This is a genomic window from uncultured Roseibium sp. (assembly GCF_963675095.2).
Lineage (GTDB): Bacteria > Pseudomonadota > Alphaproteobacteria > Rhizobiales > Stappiaceae > Roseibium.
In genome coordinates this window covers 153,738-177,500 of the sequence record NZ_CAXXSJ010000056.1, presented here as the reverse complement: position 1 = coordinate 177,500, position 23,763 = coordinate 153,738, and the positions used below count along the sequence as shown (strand labels likewise).

14 protein-coding genes, 1 tRNA gene and 2 rRNA genes are annotated in these 23,763 nt (G+C 58.7%); 13 read left to right on the top strand and 4 right to left on the bottom strand.

Annotation, left to right across the window (positions count from 1 at the left end; translation table 11 throughout):
• Positions 1-243 precede the first annotated feature (243 nt).
• The 3 genes from ABIN98_RS22195 to ABIN98_RS22185 all read left to right on the top strand — a co-directional run bounded on the left by ABIN98_RS22195 (position 244) and on the right by ABIN98_RS22185 (position 3,844).
• Positions 244-2,963 (top strand): 23S ribosomal RNA (locus ABIN98_RS22195).
• Positions 2,964-3,333: 370 nt separating this feature from the next.
• Positions 3,334-3,448: ribosomal RNA gene (rrf, locus tag ABIN98_RS22190) — 5S ribosomal RNA — on the top strand.
• A gap of 319 nt (positions 3,449-3,767) precedes the next feature.
• Positions 3,768-3,844 (top strand) — tRNA-Met (locus tag ABIN98_RS22185).
• On the opposite strand, the gene ABIN98_RS22180 is transcribed toward ABIN98_RS22185, so the two are convergent.
• Positions 3,801-5,450, bottom strand: coding sequence for a recombinase family protein (locus ABIN98_RS22180; RefSeq protein WP_394701589.1), 1,650 nt, complete (start codon positions 5,448-5,450; stop codon positions 3,801-3,803). The two genes, ABIN98_RS22185 and ABIN98_RS22180, sit on opposite strands and share 44 nt — an antisense overlap.
• Between ABIN98_RS22180 and ABIN98_RS22175 the strand changes: the two genes are divergently transcribed.
• The 9 genes from ABIN98_RS22175 to ABIN98_RS22135 all read left to right on the top strand — a co-directional run bounded on the left by ABIN98_RS22175 (position 5,373) and on the right by ABIN98_RS22135 (position 17,358).
• Positions 5,373-5,552, top strand: a complete 180-nt coding sequence (locus ABIN98_RS22175) for a hypothetical protein (RefSeq protein WP_394701584.1) — start codon at positions 5,373-5,375, stop codon at positions 5,550-5,552. The two genes, ABIN98_RS22180 and ABIN98_RS22175, sit on opposite strands and share 78 nt — an antisense overlap.
• 548 nt (positions 5,553-6,100) lie before the next feature.
• Complete coding sequence (locus ABIN98_RS22170) at positions 6,101-6,652, top strand: hypothetical protein (protein WP_346913220.1); 552 nt, start codon at positions 6,101-6,103, stop codon at positions 6,650-6,652.
• A 10-nt stretch (positions 6,653-6,662) separates the two neighbouring features.
• Entirely contained in the window at positions 6,663-8,216 is a 1,554-nt protein-coding gene (locus tag ABIN98_RS22165) for a type I restriction-modification system subunit M (protein ID WP_346913218.1), read from the top strand.
• Positions 8,206-9,144 (top strand): GIY-YIG nuclease family protein, encoded by a 939-nt coding sequence (locus tag ABIN98_RS22160; RefSeq protein WP_346913216.1) that lies wholly within the window; start codon positions 8,206-8,208, stop codon positions 9,142-9,144. The genes ABIN98_RS22165 and ABIN98_RS22160 overlap by 11 nt, the downstream gene beginning before the upstream one ends.
• A complete protein-coding gene (locus tag ABIN98_RS22155; protein ID WP_346913214.1) occupies positions 9,141-10,436 on the top strand; it encodes a hypothetical protein in 1,296 nt (431 codons plus the stop codon). The genes ABIN98_RS22160 and ABIN98_RS22155 overlap by 4 nt, the downstream gene beginning before the upstream one ends.
• Positions 10,436-11,776 (top strand): hypothetical protein, encoded by a 1,341-nt coding sequence (locus ABIN98_RS22150; RefSeq protein ID WP_346913212.1) that lies wholly within the window; start codon positions 10,436-10,438, stop codon positions 11,774-11,776. Before ABIN98_RS22155 ends, ABIN98_RS22150 begins: the two co-directional genes overlap by 1 nt.
• On the top strand, positions 11,773-13,428 hold the full coding sequence (locus ABIN98_RS22145; protein WP_346913210.1) for a DUF6119 family protein: 1,656 nt from the start codon (positions 11,773-11,775) through the stop codon (positions 13,426-13,428). Before ABIN98_RS22150 ends, ABIN98_RS22145 begins: the two co-directional genes overlap by 4 nt.
• A complete protein-coding gene (locus ABIN98_RS22140; protein WP_346913208.1) occupies positions 13,425-16,658 on the top strand; it encodes an HsdR family type I site-specific deoxyribonuclease in 3,234 nt (1,077 codons plus the stop codon). The genes ABIN98_RS22145 and ABIN98_RS22140 overlap by 4 nt, the downstream gene beginning before the upstream one ends.
• On the top strand, positions 16,648-17,358 hold the full coding sequence (locus ABIN98_RS22135; RefSeq protein ID WP_346913206.1) for a SprT family zinc-dependent metalloprotease: 711 nt from the start codon (positions 16,648-16,650) through the stop codon (positions 17,356-17,358). The genes ABIN98_RS22140 and ABIN98_RS22135 overlap by 11 nt, the downstream gene beginning before the upstream one ends.
• Positions 17,359-17,405: 47 nt before the next feature.
• Here the strand turns inward: ABIN98_RS22135 and ABIN98_RS22130 are convergent, their stop codons facing one another.
• Genes ABIN98_RS22130 through ABIN98_RS22120 form a run of 3 tightly spaced genes read right to left on the bottom strand, consistent with a single transcriptional unit; the run spans position 17,406 to position 22,815 of the window.
• Positions 17,406-19,325: a UvrD-helicase domain-containing protein gene (locus ABIN98_RS22130; RefSeq protein ID WP_346913204.1), complete on the bottom strand. Its 1,920-nt coding sequence runs from the start codon at positions 19,323-19,325 to the stop codon at positions 17,406-17,408.
• Positions 19,312-21,615: an AAA family ATPase gene (locus tag ABIN98_RS22125; protein WP_346913202.1), complete on the bottom strand. Its 2,304-nt coding sequence runs from the start codon at positions 21,613-21,615 to the stop codon at positions 19,312-19,314. Before ABIN98_RS22125 ends, ABIN98_RS22130 begins: the two co-directional genes overlap by 14 nt.
• A gap of 18 nt (positions 21,616-21,633) precedes the next feature.
• Entirely contained in the window at positions 21,634-22,815 is a 1,182-nt protein-coding gene (locus ABIN98_RS22120; protein WP_346913200.1) for a Fic family protein, read from the bottom strand.
• Positions 22,816-22,915: 100 nt separating this feature from the next.
• Between ABIN98_RS22120 and ABIN98_RS22115 the strand changes: the two genes are divergently transcribed.
• Complete coding sequence (locus tag ABIN98_RS22115) at positions 22,916-23,542, top strand: hypothetical protein (RefSeq protein WP_346913198.1); 627 nt, start codon at positions 22,916-22,918, stop codon at positions 23,540-23,542.
• The last annotated feature ends 221 nt before the right edge of the window (positions 23,543-23,763 follow it).

Here is a 23,763-nt window from a genome sequence, read left to right as displayed (position 1 = left end):
TTTTGCGGTGATCGCTGATCACCGCCTGTTCTTGACATCGTTGAAGAGAAGATCGTCTGACCTCTGCGGGTAATCGTAGGGTTCTGCACTCAAGCAGGAAGCCAGCTTGACCGCATGGCTGTTGGATTGATCTCAAGAAACTGGTCTTAAAATCGATGATTTATCGATTGCCAGCCGGATTTGGCGTTCCTTGCCGGATCCATCAGCTGCGTAATCAAAAAGATGAACATTGATAATGAGAGTGATCAAGTGTCTTAAGGGCATTCGGTGGATGCCTTGGCGACAAGAGGCGATGAAGGACGTGATACGCTGCGATAAGCGTCGGGGAGCTGCGAATAAGCTTTGATCCGGCGATTTCCGAATGGGGCAACCCACTCCGTATGGAGTACCCGCAAGGGAGCAAACCCGGGGAACTGAAACATCTAAGTACCCGGAGGAAAGGACATCAACCGAGACTCCGCTAGTAGTGGCGAGCGAACGCGGACCAGGCCAGTGGCTGCAGATTAAGAACCGGAACCGTCTGGAAAGTCGGGCCTCAGCGGGTGATAGCCCCGTACGGGTAGAAATTTTTGCAGTCCTCGAGTAGGGCGGGACACGTGAAATCCTGTCTGAACATGGGGGGACCACCCTCCAAGCCTAAGTACTCCTTGTCGACCGATAGCGAACAAGTACCGTGAGGGAAAGGTGAAAAGCACCCCGACGAGGGGAGTGAAACAGATCCTGAAACCGGATGCCTACAAACAGTTGGAGCCCGAAAGGGTGACAGCGTACCTTTTGTATAATGGGTCAGCGACTTAATTTAACGAGCAAGCTTAAGCCGATAGGTGTAGGCGTAGCGAAAGCGAGTCTGAATAGGGCGTTCAGTTCGTTGGATTAGACCCGAAACCGAGTGATCTAGCCATGGCCAGGTTGAAGGTGCGGTAACACGCACTGGAGGACCGAACCCACGCCTGTTGAAAAAGTCGGGGATGAGCTGTGGCTAGGGGTGAAAGGCCAATCAAACTCGGAAATAGCTGGTTCTCCGCGAAATCTATTTAGGTAGAGCGTCGGATGAATACTCTCGGGGGTAGAGCACTGGATGGGCTATGGGGGCTTACCGCCTTACTGATCCTAACCAAACTCCGAATACCGAGAAGTACTATCCGGCAGACACACAGTGGGTGCTAACGTCCATTGTGGAGAGGGAAACAACCCTGACCGCCAGTTAAGGTCCCTAAGTTATGGCTAAGTGGGAAAGGATGTAGGACTCCCAAAACAACCAGGATGTTGGCTTAGAAGCAGCCATCATTTAAAGAAAGCGTAACAGCTCACTGGTCTAAATAAGGGGTCCCGCGCCGAAAATGTACCGGGGCTCAAGCCATACACCGAAACTGCGGGTGTGCGTAAGCACGCGGTAGCGGAGCGTTCTGTAAGTCTGCGAAGGGAGACCCGCGAGGGCTCCTGGAGATATCAGAAGTGCGAATGCTGACATGAGTAACGATAAAGGGAGTGAGAGACTCCCTCGCCGAAAGTCCAAGGGTTCCTGCGCAACGCTAATCGGCGCAGGGTTAGCCGGCCCCTAAGGCGAGGCCGAAAGGCGTAGTCGATGGGAATGCAGTTAATATTCTGCAGCTTGGTGGTAGTGACGGATGCCGTGTATCGTATCCCCTTACTGGATTGGGGGTGCGGTGAAGGTGTTCCAGGAAATAGCTCCACCGTATAAACCGTACCCGAAACCGACACAGGTGGACTGGTAGAGCATACCAAGGCGCTTGAGAGAACTATGCTGAAGGAACTCGGCAAATTGCTCCCGTAAGTTCGCGAGAAGGGAGACCTCCGTTTGGGCAACCAGACGGGGGTGGCACAGACCAGGGGGTGGCGACTGTTTATCAAAAACACAGGGCTCTGCGAAGCCGCAAGGCGACGTATAGGGTCTGACGCCTGCCCGGTGCTGGAAGGTTAAGAGGAGGTGTGCAAGCTCCGAATTGAAGCCCCAGTAAACGGCGGCCGTAACTATAACGGTCCTAAGGTAGCGAAATTCCTTGTCGGGTAAGTTCCGACCTGCACGAATGGCGTAACGACTTCCCCGCTGTCTCCAGCATAGACTCAGTGAAATTGAATTCCCCGTGAAGATGCGGGGTTCCTGCGGTCAGACGGAAAGACCCCGTGCACCTTTACTACAGCTTCACACTGGTATTCGTGTCGACATGTGTAGGATAGGTGGTAGACGTTGAAGCCAGGGCGCCAGCCTTGGTGGAGTCACCCTTGAAATACCACCCTTGTCGTCATGGATATCTAACCGCGGTACTACAATATCCGGGACCGTGTGTGGCGGGTAGTTTGACTGGGGCGGTCGCCTCCCAAATGGTAACGGAGGCGCGCGAAGGTGGGCTCAGAGCGGTCGGAAATCGCTCGTTGAGTGCAATGGCATAAGCCTGCCTGACTGCGAGACTGACAAGTCGAGCAGAGTCGAAAGACGGCCATAGTGATCCGGTGGTCCCTCGTGGAAGGGCCATCGCTCAACGGATAAAAGGTACGCCGGGGATAACAGGCTGATGATGCCCAAGAGTCCATATCGACGGCATTGTTTGGCACCTCGATGTCGACTCATCACATCCTGGGGCTGGAGCAGGTCCCAAGGGTTTGGCTGTTCGCCAATTAAAGTGGTACGTGAGTTGGGTTCAGAACGTCGCGAGACAGTTCGGTCCCTATCTGCCGTGGGTGTAGGAGAATTGAGAGGATCTGTCCCTAGTACGAGAGGACCGGGATGGACGTACCTCTGGTGGACCTGTTGTGGCGCCAGCCGCATAGCAGGGTAGCTATGTACGGAAGGGATAACCGCTGAAAGCATCTAAGCGGGAAACCCACCTCAAAACCAGTTCTCCCTGAAGAGCCGTGGAAGACCACCACGTTGATAGGAGGCATGTGGAAGCGCGGCAACGCGTGAAGCTGAGCCTTACTAATAGCTCGTTCGGCTTGATTACTCTCATTAGTCCATGTTCATCTTTTAAAAGCGCCCTTGGCGCTTTGAAAAGATCAGTTGTTTGCGCTCACGCGCGTTCGCACCTTACGGTGCTGCGCTCCGCGAGGGCGCCAAACAATTGGCGGAGCGCAGTTCGCGCTTGCCTCAGCTTTGCTTCGGAGCTCCGGTTCCTTGCAAAACCTGAAAGATCAAAATCATCGATAGACCAGTTCTCATGGAAACCTCGGGTCTCCAAATCCAGCGGATTTGGCAAGGCCAAGCGGCCGTCGCGCCTTATGGCGCGCCTGGTTCGGAGGTTAGGCTCGAAGAGCCGCTCAACCGTGAGAACAGGTTATACAGACCAGTTTCTATTATTATCTGCCCTTCGCCGGCCTGGTGGCTCTAGCGGGGAGCCCCCACCCGATCCCATCCCGAACTCGGCCGTGAAACTCCCCAGCGCTAATGGTACTGCATCTTAAGGTGTGGGAGAGTAGGTCGCTGCCAGGCCTGCAAAGCGCAGATAATAAATATCTCTCTTCAACGATAAAAGCGCTCACGGCCGCACCGGGCTTCGCCCTGGCCTCCGCGGAGGCGCCGCATAAGCGGCGACGGCCAGTCGGCCTTGCCTTCGCTGCGCTTGGAACCCTTGTCCCAAGCAAGCGCACCATCCCAGGCAAGCCAAAACAAGAGATCGGTGCCCTATCCCCAGTGGAGCAGCACCCGTGACGACCGCAGACCCAAAGGGTCGAGGACGCACAAAACAAAAATGCCGGGCTGTGCCACAGCCCACAGAGGAAACAAACGTTCCCTCACACCATAAAGTTGACGCGGGATGGAGCAGTCCGGTAGCTCGTCAGGCTCATAACCTGAAGGTCGCAGGTTCAAATCCTGCTCCCGCAACCATCTTTACTTGCTCGGGGCGCAAGTTGTGATCAGATCCTGCCCCCGCAACCATCTTTACTTGCGATGACCCCGCCCCTCCGGCGGGGTTTTTCGTTTGTAAAGAAAGCGTAAGGATTCCAGCGAGATCGCCGCGAACGTCGATCTCCACCTTGCCATCCACCGGCGTCAGCACGATGTCCTCGACCAGCGTCCTTATGATATCGGCGGCTTCCGTGCGCCTTTCTTCGTCCTCGCCCTGCAGGGCGTCGTAGAGGCCTTGGACGCGCGAGCGGTAGAGCTGTGCCATCGAGGGATGCAGAAGGGGTGGCGGGTCGTCTGCCTGCGCAAGGAAGGCCTCAACTTCCTTCTTGCGTTGTTCTAGGCCAACCATTTTCGCGTTGATCCTGTCGGCCGCGCCTCCCTTGAGGATGAGGTCGAGCAGGGTATCCAGTTCGCGATCAATCTTCTTTATCTCGGTCTCTGCCGCTGCAACGTTGGCGCGACCCTCCATGCGCAGGCGATTGACCTCCTGCGTGAAGACCTCACAGAACCTGGCGAATAGCGCCGGGTCCACGAGCCGGGTGCGCAGGGCGTTCAGGACACGGGACTCCAGTTCATCGCGGCGGATGTTGACCCGATTGTCGCAGGTGCCCTTGTTCCGCGCCGTGGAGCAGCCGATCAGCGTCGCGGAGATCGCCGAATACCCTCCGCCGCAGCAAGCGCACTTCGTGAGTCCTGAGAAGAGAAATTTCGGACGCCGGCGACGGTGGACCGCCGCCACATCGGCGTGGCCGTTCTCATCCCGGGCGAGCCGGTTCCCGGCCTGGCGCGCCTTTACGGCTTCCCAGAGTGCGTCATCAAGAATGCGCAGCTCCGGCACGTCCTGGATCACCCATTCTTCTTCCGGATTTGGCCGGGCTTGTCGCTTGCCCGTGTCCGGATCCTTCACGAAGCGCTGACGGTTCCAGACGATCTTGCCGACATACATCTCGTTGTTGAGAATCCCGTTCCCACGCTTCGGATTGCCGTTGATCGTGCTGAAACCCCAATCCCCGCCTGACGGGGCGGGGATCCCGTCCCTGTTGAGCGCGAAGGCGATCGTCTTGGCCGACTTGCCTGCGGCATAGTCGCGAAAGATACGGCGGACGACCTCGGCCTGAGCGTCGTTGATGGATCGGTCACCTCTAATCGGCTCGCCATTGCCGTCGAGCTTCTTGACGACGTCATAACCGTAGGCATTGCCGCCGCCCGACTTGCCGGCTTCCACGCGCCCGCGCTGACCTCTTCGCGTCTTGTCGGCCAGGTCCTTGAGGAAAAGCGCATTCATCGTGCCCTTCAGGCCGACATGCAGATGCGAGACCTCGCCCTCGGACAGAGTGAAGATCTTCACGTCCGAATACGACATCCGCTTGAAAAGTCCGGCGATGTCCTCCTGGTCGCGCGAGAGACGGTCCATGGCCTCTGCAAGGACAAGATCGAAACGGCCTCGTGTGGCATCGGAGATCAGTGCTTGCACGCCCGGACGCAGCAGCGAGGCGCCCGAGATCGCATGATCGGAGTATTCCTCGACGATGATCCAGCCCTGCTTCTCGGCATGGAGGCGGCACATGCGGAACTGATCCGCGATAGACGCGTCTCGCTGATTGTCGGAGGAATAGCGGGCGTAGATGGCGACCTTCAATGTGCGTCTCCCAATGCGATCAGGAGCCGCGCGAGCTCTGCTTCTTGACTTCCTGCTCGTAGAACTCGCGAGCCGCCTGTCGCGCGAGAAACTCGACCAACCGAATGAGGCGAGGGTCTGGATCGCCGCGAGGTGTGAACCTCAGCTCCGGCGCCTCGACGAGCAACGCCCCGAGCAGCTCCTCGCGCTCGCTCGGCACAGTCGTTGATTTCGAATGGCTTGATTTCCGGCTCATACACGCCAGAATTTACGCCAGACCGACAATAAACAACTGAAATCACGGTGGAATATTCGGCGGTGTTGGGCAGGTTCATTCGCATGTCAGCGGGCTGCCTCGCGTCATGGCGGGCGCTGGCATAGTGAAATGACCTAGCTCCAAACCGCGATTTCGGCGCGCTGCGCATCTGAACTTCCACCTCAACTCCTAATCGTCATGCCGCGGGCTCAGGCAGACCGTTCGACGAGGTACGGTTCTCGTACATCGCGCACCTCGAAAATAGCTTACTAGGCGATGATCGTCCAACGTGATTTGCGGTATGAGACCATCTCATACGATTTTTCTTGATAGAGGCGATATTTTGGCGCATAACACACAGATGAAGCATCTGAGCGAAATCGCGGAAGTTCTTAGCGGCATCCTCCCCCCGAAGGGGGGCGACCAAGATGCTGTATACGTCCAGATCAAGGATTTGCGTGATTACGATAGCGAGTTTCTTCGGGGGGCGGCGCCAAAAGCAAGGCGGGCGACGCGTATTGCTGTGCATGATCTTCTTGTGCCGTCGCGTGGTGATCAGCTCGCTGCATTTCGTCCAACGCCGGACATGATCGGGGCCTTTGTTGGACTCGATGTCTACCTGGTCCGACCTGCAATCCGGCGTGTTGATCCTGACTTCCTGTTTATTGCGCTCAATGACATTGCCGCTGTCCGGCAACTGAAAGCCTCGGCGACAGCAGGAGCTTTACCTCGCATTCCGAAGCAGGCGTTGGACGACGTCCTCCTGCCCCTTCCGCCTATGGAAAAACAACGCCGTATCGCACGGCTCGGCATCCTCGCGGCAGACTGCGAGAGGCTTCTGCGCCAGCGTTTGGCCGCCGAGGCGAAACTCAACGCCGCCCTCATTTCACGCTTGCTCAGAACACCCGCATAGGAACGCCCCCATGACCAGACCAGAAGACATCAACAATGCGGTATGGGCGGCGTGCGACACGTTTCGCGGCGTCATCGACGCGGAGCAGTACAAGAATTACATCCTTGCGTTGCTCTTTCTGAAATACATCAGCGACGTCTGGAACAAACATTATCAGGAAATGCTGGAGGAATTCAGCGACCACCCCCAGCGCGACCTCCGCATTCGTCGGCGCCTTGAGCGCGAGCGCTTCAAGCTCAAGGAGATCGAGTACAGAAACGAAAAGGGTGAGGTCGTCGAGACTTTTCTCTCGAGCTTCGGCAGCCTCTATGAGCGCCGCAATCGCGATAACGTCGGTGAGCTGATTAACATGGTGCTCGACGCCATTGAACAGGCGAACGAGCCGAAGCTGAACGGCGTCTTCCGCAATATCGATTTCAACTCCGAGATCAGTCTTGGCCAGACCAAAGACCGGAACCGTCGCCTGAAGAACGTGCTAGAGGACTTCGCCAAGCCGAGCCTCAATCTCAGTACCGTCAGCGAAGACGCGATCGGTGAAGCCTATATCTACCTCATCGAGCAGTTCGCGGCGGATGCGGGCAAAAAGGCCGGGGAGTTTTTTACCCCGCGCAAAGTCTCCGAAGTCGTCGCCAAGCTCGCCGCTCCGAAAGACGGTGCGCTGATCTGTGACCCGGCCTGTGGCTCGGGCTCGCTCTTGTTGCGCGCCGGTGAAGAGGTCGGGACGAACAACTTCCGACTCTACGGTCAGGAGGCGAACGGACAGACCGTCGCGCTCGCCCGCATGAACATGTTTCTGCACGGCCGCGATGCCGCGGATATCCGCTGGTGCGATACGATCAACGGCCCGACCCTGCTCGAAGGCGATCACCTGATGCGCTTCGACACCGTCGTCGCCAATCCGCCATTCAGCCTCGACAAATGGGGAGCTGAGAACGCCGAGAATGATCCGTTCCGGCGCTTTGCGAGAGGGGTGCCGCCGAAGTCCAAAGGTGACTACGCCTTCATCCTGCACATGCTGGCGATTGCCCGCCCGGGTGAAGGGCGGGTCGCCGTCGTCGCGCCGCACGGGGTTCTCTTTCGGGGCGGCGCAGAAGGTCGCATCCGCGAGAGCATCGTCCGCGACAATCTCCTGGACGTGGTCGTCGGCGTGCCTGCCCAACTCTTCCCGACGACAGGCATTCCGGTCTGTATCATGGTGTTTGACCGCGCCCGCGAGGCTAGCGGTGCAAGAGAGAGCGAGCGCGACGTGCTCTTCATCGACGCCAGCCGCGAATTCGGCTCCGGAAAGCGCCAGAACCACCTCCGTGACGAGGACGTGGCTAAAATCATCTCAACCGCGCGCGAGCGCCGCGAGATTGATCGCTATTCGCATCGTGCCTCCTTCGAGGAGATTGAGCGCAACAAGTTCAACCTCAACATCCCGCGCTACGTCGATACCTTCGAGCCCGAGCCGGAGATCGACATCCAGGCGGTGCAGAACGAGATCCGCGAGCTTGACCGGCAACTCGCCGAAACCCGAGCCGAGATGAACCGTTATCTGAAGGAGCTCGGCATTGAAGTCTGACGCTGCAAATTACCGCGCGCGGCGCATCGGACGCACGCTGAAGCTCTTTCTCGTCGACGGCTCGCCGACGGGGGTGATCACGGCCGAGCTTGGTAACTGGTCGGGGAAGGCTGTCGTCGCGCCACGCACGGCGCTGCCCGACCTCATCAAGCGCGAGGAAGCCTCGCGTACCGGTGTGTACCTCCTGATGGGTCCGGACCCGGACAATACCGCTCGCACGCTTGTCTATGTCGGTGAAAGCGACAGCGTCCGCACGCGGCTCGCCAGTCATGACTCCGACGACGCCAAACAGTTCTTCACCCGCGTCTGCCTGATCGTTTCCAAGGACGAGAATCTCACCAAGGCACACGGACGTTATCTCGAAGCGCGCATCATGGCGCTGATCCGGGCAGCTTCGCGCGCCGTTCTCGTCAATGGGACCGAGCCCGATTTCAAGGGGCTGCCGGAACCCGAAATCGCCGACATGGAAGGCTTCCTGTCTGAAATCGAAATCTTGCTGCCTGTGCTTGGTTTCGATGTTCTGCGCCGCGCTGCGGAAAGCGGCGACGCTGACGGTCCGGCGCGCGCGGACGAACCGATCTTCACGTTCACCGAAGCCGGTACCAATGCCCGGGCGCGTGAAGCTGGTGGCGAGTTCGTCGTGCTCGCCGGTTCATTGGCGCGGGTGAAGGAAACCAACACCATCCATGACGGTGCGAAGGATCAGCGTCGCCAGCTGGTCGAGGACGGCGTCCTGGTGAAGAGCGCGGACGGCCAGCACTATACCTTCGCCCGGGATGTCGCCTTTTCGTCGCCGTCTGGAGCTGCCGCGGTGGTCTACGGGGGAAACATAAGCGGTCCCGCGATGTGGCGGCGCGAGGGTGACGGGCTCACTTACAAGGACTGGCGCCAACAGCAGCTCGCGCAGGCACAGGGAGGCGACGAATGAGCGCGTCCGAAGCCCTGGCCACCGAAATCGAACTGGACAACGAAACCGAGGATGCGGCATCGCGAGCCGTGAGTGCCTACCCTCCGAGCGTCCAACCGGGAATTCCAAAACTCTGCCGGAAACCTGACGGTTGGACACGCGCGCCGATCGGCGAGTTCCTGGAGCCGGTCTTTCGGCCGGCGAAGCTCGCGGACGATGAGCGCTATCAGTTGGTTACCGCCAGACGTAGCCGTGGCGGGATCGTGCCCCGTGAGATCCTCTTTGGCCGAGATATTCGCACAAAGACCCAGTTCTTCGTGAAAGCGGACGACTTTCTGATTTCGAAGCGCCAGATTTCACATGGCGCGTGCGGCATCGTTCCGCCATCGCTCGATAGCGCCGTTGTGTCGAACGAATACGTCGCGCTCAAACCGAAGGCCGGGCTCGATGTGCGGTTTTTGAATCACCTGTCGCACTCGGTCTATTTCCAGCAGACCTGCTTCCATTCAAGCATCGGCGTGCATATCGAGAAACTGGTGTTCAAGCTCGAAGATTGGCTGGAATGGGAGTTCGATATTCCGCCTATGGCGGAGCAACTCCATTTGGCCGATGCCTTCGACAGTTGGGATCGCGCAATACGGGGCGCCAACCAAGGCATCGTCGCCAAGCTTTACCGCAAGGCCGAGATCACACGCCAACTTCTCCACGACGGCGGCGAAAGGAACGGCCGTATTGGCGACATTGCAGAGATCAACCCCCGCAGCCCTCATGTAGAGCCCGAACAGCTGGTGACATTCGTTCCAATGGAAGCGATGTCCGAGGACGGCCGACTTGTAAGAAATGAAGCGAGGAGGCGGGCCGCCATTGGATCCGGATATACAGGCTTCATCGATAACGATGTTCTCGTCGCAAAGATCACGCCTTGCTTTGAGAACGGCAAAGGCGGACACGTCTTCGGCCTGCATTCTGGAGTGGGCTTCGGGAGCACGGAGTTCCATGTGCTGCGCGCCCATGATAAGCGCGATGTGCGGTTCCTCCATCACCACGTGATGGCGAGAGCATTCCGCAAAAACGGTGAGCGCTACATGACCGGCAGCGCCGGACAGCGCCGTGTTCCGGCAGAATTCATTGAGGACTACCGGGTTCCCCTGATGGACGCAGAGCGGCGCCATCGTGCAGCAACGATCCTTGATGCTGCAGACCGGGAGATCGATCTGCTCCAGCAGGAGTTGCGCTGCTTCACTCACCAGAAGCGCGCCTTGATGCAGCGGCTTTTCAGCGGCGACGCCTTGACCACGGAGGCCGCTGAATAATGGTGGCGGCCGGCGGCTACATCCTTCAGGTGCCGAAGGACAGACGTAAGCTGCTTCTCGACGAAGCCGAACACGGCGGTTCGTTCTATTCGCCGAAACCCTTTGTCTCGGAACCTGTTCCGCGCTTCGACCACAGCCGTCGCGCCCCGCTTGCCGTCTTCGCGTCCTTCGAGGATGGCTTCATCACGCACATCGCCGGCGGACGAAAAGGACAGTCAGCGGGCACAGGCCTCGTCCGTCTGAATCTCGAAGAACTCCAACCGCTGAAGCGGCCCGTGAGCTTCGATGAGATCCTTGCTGGTATCGACATACGCGTTGCCCGGCACGTCAAGCAGCGCTTGGAAACAGGCGGCTTGCTCCCACCGAAGTCGCTCGGCGCATTTGTTGATCGTATCACGCAAATCGATGAGACCGTCAGCCCACGCCTTGCGCGCTATTCCGAGCGTCGCGCCCAAGCGCTGCGGCGGCTCGAGCCCCGTGCCCGCGAAAACCTCGCCTACCAGAAGGAAACGCTCGGCCTCGCACTCGAGATTGCTGGCATGTCGCGAGACGACCTTTTAGCGTGGACCCCGACGGACGCTTCACAGCAATCCTTCCTTGATGGACTCCCGGGCGCACAGGTTCGGGAAGATGCTATGCTTTTGTCCGACTTCTCGACCGTGCCGGGCTTTGAAGCTGTGGGCGAGATCACCCACTACGGCTCGAAGGTGTTCGCGAGCGAAGAGGATTCGTCGAAGCGGTTGACGGTGATCATGGCCAACCGTCTGCCCCTCGAACAACAGACCGGCGCCGACCTCATCTACTTCAACGAAGCTTACCGCAGCTTCGTGATGGTCCAATACAAGGCGATGGAGAAGCGCGAAGACGAGGTGGAATTTCGTTGGCAGGCGAAGGATCAGTTCTGCGACGAAGTTGAGCGGATGGAGGCCCTGCTGGAGGAGCTCAGGAAGCTCCCCAGCGGTGAGCACCCTGACGGGTTCCGTTTCTCGGACAACCCGTTTTTCCTGAAGTTCTGTCCGCGCGTTGTCTTCAACCCGGACGACAAAGGGCTCTTCAAGGGTATCTATCTGCCTCTCGATTTATGGAAGCGGGCGGATGCCGCTGGTCTATTCACGGGGCCGCGCGGTGGCAAGGTTCTGACCTTCAAGAACGTCGGTCGTCGAATCAACAATTCGGAGTTCGTCGGGCTCGTGGCCGGATCTTGGATCGGCACGTCGATAGAGCAATCCGCTGTACTCAGCGAGATTGTCCGGCAGGTGCTGGAAACCGGGAAGACCGTCACGATCGCAATCAAGCACACCCCGCCTCCTCATGCGCCCGAAATGGAGGCTGCCGGATGAGCAACACACAGAAGCTTTCAGTTCGCCTTTTGCGAGATGGCCTCGCCCCCGCTGACGCAGTTCGCGACGGTGTAGACCTAACACCATGGGACAAGCTGGAAGGCGCACTCATTTCATTGGCAACGCTCGGCGGCGGCGCGCCGAAATGGGCGGGCTTTCTTGAACTGTCAGAAGACGAGAAGAAGAAGGTCTTCAACCACACAGCCTTCGGACTCGTGTTCGTCCAGGCGTCCGGGCGTTGGTTCGCCGTGTCTTTTGGCATGGGTCACGTCAAGCTTGATCCTGCGACGTTCGAGCAGGATTTCGGGCTGCGGGTCGTCCTCAACGCCGTTGACCCGAAGCAGTTGAAGAGCGCGGACGTTCGGACACCGGATGAGAATACGCTGTCCCGCCGTACGCAGACCAGCCGGGGCTCCGATCAGACTGCCTTCGCCATTGACATAGAGCGCGACCTCGTCCGTGGACTGACAGGGACGCCCAAAGATGCAGGCTTCGGCTCCTATGTGGCGGGGACCGACGGCCTGACGCTCAACCGAAAGCTTGAGATCGCGGAGCTCGCCCAGGCCTGTGCGGACGCGTATGGGATCTATCAGAAGACCGACTACAAGACCGACTTCGGCTGGATCGATCAGATTCGCCACATCCGTGAGCAAGAATTGATCGACAAGCTGGACGCCAAGCTGATCGAAGCTTTGGCGAAGGCGGTCGACGAAGGCGAGACCGACGGTATTCACCTCGCCTTTCCGGTCATCTATGACCCTGAGAAATCAAGCCTCATCCGCTACAAGGGTTTTCGCAGCTGGCAGCTTTATGCCGACCTCGACTTGCCCGGTTACCTCGACGCATTGAAGGAGCGCGAGAAAGCCGGCTATTCGGACGAGGACCTCCGCAATCACACCGTCCACGAAGTCGATGATGATGGCCACGACTGTGGTGGGAAATGGAAGTTGCGGGAATGCATCGTGTTCGAGACAGAACTCCATGGCTCGACCTACGTCTTCTCTGGAGGCCGCTGGTACCAGGTCGACCAGAACCTCGCCAAAGAGGTGCAGGAGTTTTTCGACGCGACAAGCAAGGTCGACATGCCTGCCGCTGAGGCTGACGAGACAGAAGAGACCTACAACAAGCGCGTCGCCGGTCTGGATGCGGACATGATCTGCCTAGACCGTCGGCTCATCAAGCCGACAGGTGCTGCGAGCAAGATCGAAGCCTGCGACTTTCTCGGCCGTGAGCGTCAACTGATCCACGTTAAGGACAAGACGTCCTCGTCTCGACTCAGTCACCTTTTCAGCCAGGGGACCGTCTCCGCACGCGTCCTCGCGACCGACCCGCCGTCGCGCGACAGCGTTCGGAACGAAGTGATCGCGGTCCAGGCTGAAACCGGACAGACCGGCTACGAGGACATCATTCCGAATTCCGGGAATGACTTCACCCGTGGTGATTTCACCGTCGTCTACAGCGTCATTGCTGCATCTGATAAGCCGAAACTCCCCTTCTTCAGCTTGGTGTCGTTCCGCCAGGCTGCGCGCGAATTGCACGCGCTTGGCTACAAATGGGCTTTTGCCTGGATCGAGAAGCCGAAGTCTGGCGCGAAGGCGAAAGCCAAACGATCCGCGAAGGGTGCTGGAGAAGATGCGGAGGTCATAGAATGACCGAAAGCCCGGAATTCTCCCTTTCCGAAGCTGGTCGCGAGCAGCTTCAGGCGCTCATGACGCTGTCGGCGCTCGGCTGGCGCTATGTCACGCGCGCGGAGGTCGATCGACAGCGGAGGCACCGTCGCACTGGCGTCCTGCTTGAGGACACGCTGAGCACTCAGCTTGCAGCGCTTAACCGCATCCGCGCCAGCGGCCGCACGCATGCCTTCTCAGAGGGGAACATCGAGACGGCCGTCGAACGTCTCAAGGATGTCCGCTTCGATGGGTTGATGCGCACCAACGAGCGCCAGACCGACCTGATCCAGCTTGGCGTCGCGCTGCCGCAGACGGTGGATGGCCAGTCGCGCGAATGGCCGTTCCGCTACATCAATTGGGGCCTCGACGCGGACAGTATACGGGCGAACGCCTTCCATATGACGAGTGAGTTTCCGGTCGACTGGCCGGAGGGCGCGAGCATCCGCCCCGACATCGTTCTGTTCGTAAACGGCATTCCCTTCGCCGTCATCGAGGTGAAGCGGAGCCAGGAAAAGGTCGCGCAAGGCATCAGCCAGCATCTGCGCAATCAGAAGCCCGATCTCGGTGCGCCAAACCTGTTCTTCACGGCGCAGCTGCTCATCGCCGCGAATTCGCATGAGCCCCGCTACGCGACCGTTGGCACGCCGGCAAAGTTCTGGTCGGCCTGGCGCGAGCGCGAAGACGCGCCCGATTACGTCACCGAGGTCGTCAACCGAGCGATCGACACAACAGATCAGGACGCGATCTTCCAGGACTTCGGCCTCCACCGCCGCAAGCATGACGGTCTGCGTGAGGCGGGGGACCGCTTCGTCACACCGCTCGACGAAATGCTGGTAAGCCTCTGCCGCCCAGAGCGCATCCTCGATCTCGCGCGCCGCTTCACGCTCTTCGACGGCGGTGTGAAGAAGGTGGCACGCCATCAGCAATATTTTGCGGTGAAGGACCTGCTGAAGCGTGTAGAAGCGCGCGACGACGGCGGACGACGCGCCGGCGGCGTTGTCTGGCATACGCAGGGATCTGGCAAGTCGCTGACCATGGTGATGCTCGCGAAGTCTCTCGCGATGAGTGTTCCCACAGCGCGTGTCGTGCTGGTTACCGACCGAACCGATCTTGACGACCAGATCGACAAGACCTTCGCGGCGACTGGCCTGTCGCCCGAACGCGCCAAGACGGGCGAACACCTAGTCGAACTCATCGAAGCTAGGACGCCGGTCATCACGACCCTCGTTCACAAGTTCAAGGCCGGGCTCAACAAGCGCCGCGTGGTCGATGCAAGCACGGATATCTTCCTGCTCGTCGATGAGAGCCACCGCAGCCAGTACGGCGACATGCAAAGCCTGCACCAGAAGATGCGCGACGTGCTGCCGGGCGCTTGCTTGATCGGCTTAACCGGCACGCCGATTGCGAAGAAAGAGCGCAATACCTTCACCAAGTTCGGACCGCTCGTGCAGCCGGTCTATTCTATGAAGGATGCCGTCGCGGACGGTGCTGTCGTGCCGCTGCTCTATGAGGGCCGTCACGTCGAGGAGGATATCGACGAAGACGCGGTCGATGCCTGGTTCGACCGTGTGACCCTCGGCCTCAGCGAAACACAGAAAGCCGATCTTAAACGCAAGATGAGCCGCCCTCGGACGCTCATGGGCGTGTCAGCACGTCTGCGCTGCATCGCGTTCGACGTCAGTCGGCATTTCGCGGACAACTTCCAGTCTGACAGGCTGAAAGGTCAGCTCGTCGCACCGTCCAAACGCGACGCGATCGCTCTGAAGAAGCTGCTTGACGAGTTCGGCGAGGTGACCTCGGAGGTTATCATCTCCGGACCGGATCAGCGCGAGGGCGAACACGCCATAGACGAGGAATCTGATGACGAGGTGGTGAAGTTCTGGCGCCGGATGATGGAGCGACACGGCGGCGAGGAGAGTTACAACAAGACCATAATATCAAAGTTCAAGGGGCCCGGCGAACCGGACATCCTGATCGTCGTCGACAAGCTGCTCACCGGCTTCGATGCGCCGCGTAACACAGTGCTTTACATGGCCAGACCGCTCCGCGAGCACGGTCTTTTGCAGGCCATCGCGCGCGTCAATCGTGTTTTCGACGAGGATGGCGCGCCTGAAAAACCGTTCGGCTTTATCATAGATTACTGCGGTGTGCTTCGTCACCTCGGCGAGGCATTGACCGCCAACGACGCGCTGCGGGACTTCGACGAAGCCGACCTGCAGCAGTCGGTCAGCGCAATCGCTGATGAAGCGCGCACGCTTCCCCAGAAGCACGCTGCACTCCTAGATCTCTTCGTTGGCGTTTCGAACGTCTACGATGAGGAAGCCTACGCGCGAGAACTCGCAGACGATGCGCTGCGCGATGACTTCTATCGCCGCCTCTCAGAGTTCTCCCGCACGCTTACCGTCGCTGTCAGCTCCCGCGTTTTCATTGAGGAAACACCCGCGGACCGGCTGCAACGCTGGCGAACCGACGAAAAGCGCTTTCTCGCGTTGCGCGCCCATGTGAAGGCTCGTTACGCGGACGCGGTGGACTGGAGCGACTATGAGCGACGTGTGCGCAGTTTGCTCGACCAGCACGTCACCGCGCACGAAGTCACGACGATCGTGGAGCCCTTAGCCGTTTTCGACGATGGCGCAATCGAAGCGGCACGGAGCGAGAAAAAGCGCTCGGATGCGTCGATTGCGGACGAGATTGCGCACCGGACGCTACGGACGATTGAGGAGAAGTGGGACGAGGACCCTGTCTTCTTCGAGAAGTTTTCAAAACTTATCCGCCAGACCATCGACGACTTCCGTCGCGGTCGCTTGGAAGAGAAGGCCTATCTCGAACGCATCCGAACGCAGCGCGACAAGCTCGACGCCCGTGACGATGAAGACGATCCGACGCCGCATCAGCTGCGTGGCAAGGGCAACGAGACTGCGTTCTGGGGGATTGCCAGAAAGGAACTGCGCCGCGCGGGGATCGATGATCCCCGCCTTTCGGTGCGTATTTCGCTGTCGCTAACCGAGATCATCGAGAATCGTCGGCGCGTTGGATGGCAACATGATCGTGACATTCAAAATGACATGCGCAATGCGATCGATGACTTCTTTTTCGATGAGTTGATGGGTCCTGGCGGCGTGGACCTCGACGCAGCCGTGATGGACGGTATCGTCAATGAGGTGCTCTCGGCCGCACGGGTCCGCATGCAGGATGATGGCCGTGTCCGCTGATGCTTGTTTCCAATGGGGGCGACGACGGATCACCTACCGCGTCAGTCGGGATGAGCGAAGACGTCTGAAGATCACCGTCGCACCGTCCGGCTTAGTGGATGTCACTGCGCCGGTCGATGCGACGGTAGAGGAGGTCCACGATCGGGTTCGCCGCAAGGGTGGGTGGATCGCTGCGCAGATCGCTGACTTCGAGCAGTACCGTCCGAGAACGCCACCGCGGCAATATATCAGTGGCGAAACGCACCTTCTAAGAGGCGTTCAATACAGGCTTCGCGTTCGACAAGGGGCTGCATCCCGCATTTATCTGAGTGGCGACAGGATTGTCCTCGAAACCCCGCACACCGAGAGCGCTATTCACAAAGCGGCGCTGCTGAACCATTTCTATCGGCTTGAGGCACATCAAGAATTTCCGCTCCGCTTACTACAATTGGCTCCGCTGTTTGCATCCGAAGGGATGGACGTGCCGAAGTTGATAATCCGTCCGATGACGAAACGGTGGGGGAGTTTTACACCGAAAGGCAGCTTGGTCCTCAATCTAGATCTTGTCCGAGCGCCGATACAGTGCATCGATTATGTCATTGTTCATGAGTTGGCGCACGCTTTTGAACCCGACCATGGGCCGCGCTGGCGCAGCCTGATGGACAAAGCCATGCCAGACTGGCGCGAGCGCAAACAAAGACTCGAGACAAAGCTCCTTTGATGCATTCCGTGCCGCCTCCCGCGCGATAAATCGCATTTCAGCAAACGTCAAAGCTGTACGATTTCTTCTTCCGAGAACCACTGATTGCGAATCGCAGATGCAGTGAGAGCATCTGGCGCCTCGGTATAGGCCACTAGTGCTAGACTCTTCTTCGCCCGAGTGCAGGTCACATACAGGAGGCGGCGCGTACGAGTGATCCCACCTTCTGTGCCTTCGGCAAGATGCTTGCGGTCAGTGTCCGACAGCGGTTTGGCTTCGAACAGTTTATCGTAAGAAAATAGAAAACCTCGCGTGTCGCTGTCGTCAAGAATTACCAATACGCGGTCGAATTCAAGGCCCTTAACGCCCTGATGGGTTCCGAAGGGACCACGATCGCTGACATATTCTGCGAAAGGGACAGTTTGGTTGTACGGAGTCTCAAGAAATGCCCGCCAAGCCTCCAGGCTCTCGGGAGATGACTCCGCGACTGCCTCCTCCTCATTCGACTCTGCGTCTTCATTGGCCGGCTCAACCTCGACTGCTTCCGACTTCGGCTCAAAGGCGACAAACGGCTGCAGGGCAGCAGGAATCTCGAACAGCCCGTGTTCCGCCACGCATTGGAGAACGGTGAGAAAGGTTGCATCTGGGCTTTCGGTGCAGAGGCCCAGCAGCGCGTCCACACCTGCACGAATTGGCTGCAACGGATCGTCGGCTATTGACATCTCAGCAATTGCTGATCGCTTCAGCAGGGGAGAAGTTGCGCGGAGGTGAGCCATGACTGCGAAGGCATTGTTCGCCTGTGCAGCCGCGACTAGTGGGGCGACGCGCTCGGCAAAAAGCCTTAGGCCGGCCAGCTCTCCTGTCCGAAGCCCGGTCGATAGGCGCGAGTCCCGGTCAAGCGCCTGGAACATCTCAAGGAACCCGTACCTTGACGCTGCCATATGGTGTTCAAGCGTGAGCGCCTTCACTCCTGCTTGGTCCCGCCAATCAGGATCGCTGCAAAATTCAGCCATTCGCTCCTGAACCTGCCGCTCGAACGCCGGCTTGTCGGGCGTGCTACTGGAGGCGACAAACAAGCGAACAAGCCCGACATCGCTATCGTCGCGGGCCACTTGGCTTTGATGATCAATCGGAGCGCGAAGCACGTTGCCAAGCGCGATTACGCGCTGAGGTGACCGGTGGTTCAGTCGCTTTACGGGACGGACCCAATCATCCGGAACCAGGCGCTCCAGTTCCGGATGACCGTCGAGAAAAATCCTCTGCATCATATCCCCGAACAGACCTACAGCGAATTTGCCCTTGTTCGCCGCAGCGAGTGCGAAGAAGGCCTCGAGTAGTCCCTTGTTTGTGTCCTGACTCTCATCGATGAGCAGGAAGGGATACTTGTTGACAAGAACGGCCTGCATCGAAGGCTTGGTTTCGATGAAGGCCGCCGCGATCTTCAGCACCTCGGAATGCGACAGCGAGTCTTGGCCGAAATTGTCTCCGTTCGGATTGTAAGTGAACCGCCGAGGAGTGCTGAGCCATTCAAGGCGTCGCGTGATAGATGCGATTGCGCGCTCGCGATCAAGGGCGGCCTTCGTGCCGGCGCGCCCCTTTGCTTGCTTCTCGTGCAATTCGGCTAGATCGGCGGGGAGTGTCGCGAGCAGCCATGCCTGGATATCGCTATGGTAGGTTCCAATATGCTTCCAGCAGAAACTGTGGATCGTCGAGATCGGAAACAAGGAATCCTCGCCTACGCGTTCTGCGATCTCATCGGCCGCTGCATTCGTATAGGTGATCACCGCGATCTTCTTACCGCTACGCCTGAAAGCTGTGCCGTGATCTTCGCGGAAGGTTTCCAGCGCGTTCTTAAGCGAGCGCGTCTTGCCCGAGCCCGCGCCCGCGTACAGGAAGAAGCTCTGCGGATTGACAGGGTTCAGGCAGTCTCGTATCTGGGTGTCGGTGCCATCATCGAAGTCCGCCGACGCAGTCTCAATGTCCGCCATCGGCTTTCCCCGTCTTGAGTTCGCCTTCCGCAATATCTTTGCCGACGGCCCGCTCGAACCATTTAAGTCCGGCTGCGATATAGCTCGGCGCTTTTAAGGCCTTTGGATCCTCCAGCATCAGACAATCGAGTGCGAATGCTGCTTTCTCGGCAGTCTTCAGCAACTCGAACAGCTCGTCTTCGAGATCATCTCCAGTAAGATTTTGCGCAACGATCGCTCGGACCTTGCCCGATGTCACTGAGCCTTGAATTTTTTCGACAACAGTGAGGTTCTCAAGGATCAGGGCGTCCTCGAATGTTCGAGGAATGACGATGACATCGTCCTGACTGCTGGAATTGATTTTGACCGGCTTCTGATAGGTAACGTAGAGGTCGTAGTCTTGTCCCCCGTCCGATACGTGCCCTTCAGGCGCAAGTGTCACCAATTCGTCGATCAGCTTCTTTTTCGGATGCCATTCCTTGAGAACAGAGTTGGCCGTCTGTTGCTCCTTGCCCCGTTCGGGGCGCGCGGACTTCCAGCGGGTCGTTTCGTGGCCGTTCTTGTCTGTAATTTTGACGGCCGCAGTCGCATCGAGGTCGCCGATGATCAGGGTTGCAATCCCGAGTGCATCGATCAGATCCCGAAAACTATGCACATGGCTGCCGCCGAGTTCGAGCAATGAGACATAGCGACGTGAAAGCTCCGGAAAATGATGGCGAATGAAGTGTGGTACAAGGATGCGCTCGGCCTGACCTTCCACGAAGATGACCCCATCCGCAAAGAACAGGTCACAATGCGTCGCCTTGAGATAACGCTTTACGAAGCGCGTTGTATCGTCGCCGTCGCCAAAAATGTGAGAGAGGTTCGCGACCGTTGTGGTTGGCGTTTCTCCTTTGCTCGCAGCGGGTCGGCGCCGAAAATATCGCAGGCTCGCAAAATCAGCCTCGTGCGCAACATGGCTGGAATGGGTGCTGACGACGAGCTGGGTGCAGTAGCTGTCCTCAGCACCTAGATCGGCATGCTTTCTGAGAAGGTTGTAGGCCTTGTTGATGAAGACCTGCTGCACCTGCGCATGGAGATGGGCTTCCGGCTCCTCGACAAGCACCAAGTGGAGTGGTTGAATCTCGTGTGACACATCCACGCCGTGGAGGAGCCCCGCCTTTTCGACGCGCATCCACTCGTCGCGAAAACCCATCAGCATGAACACCATTGCGATCAGGTTCTGATAACCGAGGCCCGAATAGTCTTCAGGGAGCTTGAGAGTCTTGGTGCCATCGCCGGAAGGATCAGCGACTTGATACTGTACCGAGGAGCCATGTTTCAGCCCATCCGTCGCGCGAAGGAGCGTGGAGATTTTGAGCTTGGGGTTGCTCATCCCCGGATATCCAAGGTCTTCTAACTCTTCAAAGGCAGTCGCGAACCCTGCCTCAAGTCGCGCGTCAAAGCTGCGTTCGGCGGCTTGGATCGCCCCGAGCGCCTCGTAGTCCTTGTCAGATGTGGTCTTGGATGGGTCGAGATGGCGATCATAGTAGGAGCGCAACTGGTCGGACAAACGGCGCTTGAAGCGGCGGCTGGGTGCATCACCCTTGTCTTCTCCGCCGTCGTTGCCGCCCGCATCGGCGAAGTCACGCTGTGCCGCAATCTCGTCGATCTTAATGAGGTTCTTGAAAGGAGGCTGGTCGAAAGCAAGAGCATTGACGGGCAAGGATTGAGGTATCGCCAGACCGTTCTTGCCCGGTGGCATGACCGCAGTCGGATCGAGCGGGTACGCCGAAAGTTCGACATGCGCCCGCAATCGTCGTTCGAGAAAGTCGGTCAGGCTGCGGGGCCACACCGCTATCTTTGTCGCTTCGCCCTTGGGGCCGATGGTCGACGCGTTCCGCGCGGCGCTCCGTTGCGCGAGATATTCAGCCCTTAGCTTTTCCAGGTCTTTGGCATGGTATTTTAGTCGCACACCGAGCAAACCGCCGGACCAATCCAGCGTCGGCAATATGTGGACGACGTGCTGGATCTCGCTGAGCGGCACGTCAAGCCAGACATCGAGTGAGGGAAGGAGCGCGTCAAAATCGACTGTCGATTCAGCATCCGCTTCCCACTGTTCCCCCAAGAGGTCGAACTTGGTCCAATTCGCGATCGTCACGTCCCGCAGCGCAAGGCGGCTCGGGGAGAGGAGAAAGATGCGCAGAGCAACCATCGCGGAGGTCTTGCCGCTATTGTTGGCGCCGACCAAAATTGTTGTCTTTTTATCGAAGTCGAGATGCGTAGCTTTCAGCTTTCTGAAATTCGAGATCTCGACAAACCTGATCCGCATGGCACCGCCCCCCTTTCTTCAAGTAGTTGTGGGCAACGGATCGGTGCCCTCGCTGAGTATGGTGAGATAGGAGCGGTAGCTGAAGACGCGGCCCCGCTTTCGTCCGGTGATCTCCTCAAGAATCCCGAAGCGTTCGAGGTCGGCGAGCGCCGCATTGACCGTCGGCGCCGACAGGCCAGTGTGTTCAACGAGTTGGTTCGCGGTCAGGAACGGGTGCTGCTGAAACAGCTCATGGATGCGCAGTGACGAACCGGCGCGGTCGCTTTCGGCAGTGATGCGCTCGCGATCTTCCTTGAAAAGATCGACAATCCGCGTGGCGGCGTCGAACGCCTGGTTCGCCGTTTCGGCCACGCCGGCAAGGAAGAAGTCGAGCCAGGCCTCCCAATGACCGTGCTCCCGCACTTCTTGAAGAAGCCGGTAATAGTCAGCGCGGTGCGTCTTGAGAAACAGACTGAGATAGAGCAGCGGCTTTTGCTGCACGCCATTGACGCAGAGATACAGCGTGACCAGCAGGCGGCCGATGCGGCCGTTGCCGTCGAGAAACGGGTGGATGGTCTCGAACTGGACGTGCAACAGCCCGGCCTTGATGAGCGCCGGAAGGCGGGACTGATCCTCGTGCATGAAGCGTTCAAACGCCCCGAGGCAATCATCCAGTTCCGTGACTGGCGGTGGCACATACAGCGCATTGCCCGGGCGTGTGCCGCCGATCCAGTTCTGCGAGCGGCGAAACTCGCCAGGATCCTTGGTGCCGCCGCGCCCGCTTTGCAGCAGGCGCTCATGCATCTCGCGGATCAGTCGCAGAGACAGTGGCAGTTCCTGCAGCCGTTCCAAACCATACATCATGGCATCGACGTAATTCGAAACCTCGCGGATATCGTCGATCGGCTGACCAGCCTGTGCTTCAGTCTCAAAGCGCAGCAGATCGGAGAGCGTCGATTGCGTGCCTTCGATCTGCGAGGAAAGCACCGCTTCCTTGCGGACATACATATAGAGAAATAATTCCTGACGCGGCAGCAGCATCGTGATGCCGTCCAGCCGCCCCAGGGCGCGCTCGGCAAGGCTGAGCCGGTCCAGAAGCGCCAGTACGTCGATCGTCGGTACCGGCGGCAGCGGAGGGGGCACGAAGGCGCGCACCGTCTCTCCTGCGACGGGCGTTTCTATGAAATAGCCAAGGCGTTGGGTGGGGTCGGAATCGCTCATACCCCATTATGATGCCCAACGCTTATTTAAGCAATGATGGCTTCACTTAAATAACGAATAGGCTAAGATAAGCGGGCTTAACTAGCGAAGTGAGGACCGTATGAGCGGGTATACTCAGCGGGTTCGTGACAGCATCCTGCCGCTCTCCGTGGCTGGGACGCTTCCCGATGCTTTCGCGGAATGGTCATTTACAGAGAATACCATCGATCACGAAGCGCCAATCGAAACCTGTCAGCTCTGCGGCCAGCAGGAACTACGGTACCATTTCGAGATCGGCAATGCCTACACCAATGGTCGGCTGTGGGTTGGGTCGCACTGTATTCTTCAATTCGACGTCGCCGTGCTGGAGGATGGACGTCGGCTGTCTCCGACCGATGCGAAGCGCCATCTTACCAAGCTCACGCAGAAGATGCAGATGGAGTTTTGTATCCGGGCGCTGGAGCAACTTGCACGGTCCGAAGACAACCCGATCCTCTCGGGCGCCCTCGACTATTACCGGCGAAAAAAGAAGCTGACACCGAAATATGCCGCCGTGGTCTTTTGGAAGCTCCAGGCATTCAACATCGATCATCACCCATCCTTCTTTCAGGTCGAACTTCGCCGAGCACAACATGTCGAAGATCTCCGTCAGATGCCGACATCGCGCGTGCACCGGTTCTGGAGCGCACTATCCACCTCACAGCGCCGGAAGGCGGTTGAACTCGGTCACCAGCCGCCTACGGGATGACCTGATCAGTATCGGCTGACTGGATGTCACCGCGCCGCCAATTGGAAATTTACTGACCGATTTCTGGAAGGAGTGGGGAGGGGAAAGCCTTCCCCCGCGGCCGAGCCTGTCGTCTCGGCCGACCCCTTCGAGCGGGGGATTCCCCCGCAACGCCCCCTTTGAGAGTGAGAGTGCGGCCCGGTTTGCCGTGACGGGTTGAGGGCTGGAGGAGAGGCCTCCGG

What these genes read in the sequence shown, in the direction of transcription:
- ABIN98_RS22175 (WP_394701584.1), top strand. Translation starts at nt 5,373, where the DNA reads ATGATCGGAGTATTCCTCGACGATGATCCAGCCCTGCTTCTCGGCATG.
- ABIN98_RS22170 (WP_346913220.1), top strand. Translation starts at nt 6,101, where the DNA reads ATGAAGCATCTGAGCGAAATCGCGGAAGTTCTTAGCGGCATCCTCCCC.
- ABIN98_RS22165 (WP_346913218.1), top strand. Translation starts at nt 6,663, where the DNA reads ATGACCAGACCAGAAGACATCAACAATGCGGTATGGGCGGCGTGCGAC.
- ABIN98_RS22155 (WP_346913214.1), top strand. Translation starts at nt 9,141, where the DNA reads ATGAGCGCGTCCGAAGCCCTGGCCACCGAAATCGAACTGGACAACGAA.
- ABIN98_RS22150 (WP_346913212.1), top strand. Translation starts at nt 10,436, where the DNA reads ATGGTGGCGGCCGGCGGCTACATCCTTCAGGTGCCGAAGGACAGACGT.
- ABIN98_RS22145 (WP_346913210.1), top strand. Translation starts at nt 11,773, where the DNA reads ATGAGCAACACACAGAAGCTTTCAGTTCGCCTTTTGCGAGATGGCCTC.
- ABIN98_RS22140 (WP_346913208.1), top strand. Translation starts at nt 13,425, where the DNA reads ATGACCGAAAGCCCGGAATTCTCCCTTTCCGAAGCTGGTCGCGAGCAG.
- ABIN98_RS22130 (WP_346913204.1), bottom strand. Translation starts at nt 19,325, where the DNA reads ATGGCGGACATTGAGACTGCGTCGGCGGACTTCGATGATGGCACCGAC.
- ABIN98_RS22125 (WP_346913202.1), bottom strand. Translation starts at nt 21,615, where the DNA reads ATGCGGATCAGGTTTGTCGAGATCTCGAATTTCAGAAAGCTGAAAGCT.
- ABIN98_RS22120 (WP_346913200.1), bottom strand. Translation starts at nt 22,815, where the DNA reads ATGAGCGATTCCGACCCCACCCAACGCCTTGGCTATTTCATAGAAACG.
- ABIN98_RS22115 (WP_346913198.1), top strand. Translation starts at nt 22,916, where the DNA reads ATGAGCGGGTATACTCAGCGGGTTCGTGACAGCATCCTGCCGCTCTCC.